At 35.5% G+C, this 242-nt stretch carries 1 pseudogene; it reads left to right on the forward strand.

The features are described from left to right. Window positions 1–242 (forward strand): annotated as a pseudogene (locus H5185_RS22635) (DUF885 domain-containing protein); the annotation flags it as partial.

A 242-nucleotide genomic window follows, 5' to 3' on the forward strand; every position in this document is an offset into this window, starting at 1 on the left:
GGTGCATTAACTGATGAATACTTAAAGGCTCGTCATGAGTTGAATAGTCAATATTTCAGTCAAGCCAAAACTATTGATGTTGATAAGCTTCCTGCTTCACTTAAACTCAGTTACGACATGTTTATCTACGATCGAAATATGGAGCTTATTGGCGAAACTTATCCTGAATATTTCTTACCAATTAACCAGTTTTATAGCACAGTATTTACTATGGTTCAGTTAGGAAGTGGTGAAAGTGCTCA

It is taken from the genome of Shewanella sp. SG44-6 (assembly GCF_014164185.1).
Lineage (GTDB): Bacteria > Pseudomonadota > Gammaproteobacteria > Enterobacterales > Shewanellaceae > Shewanella > Shewanella vesiculosa.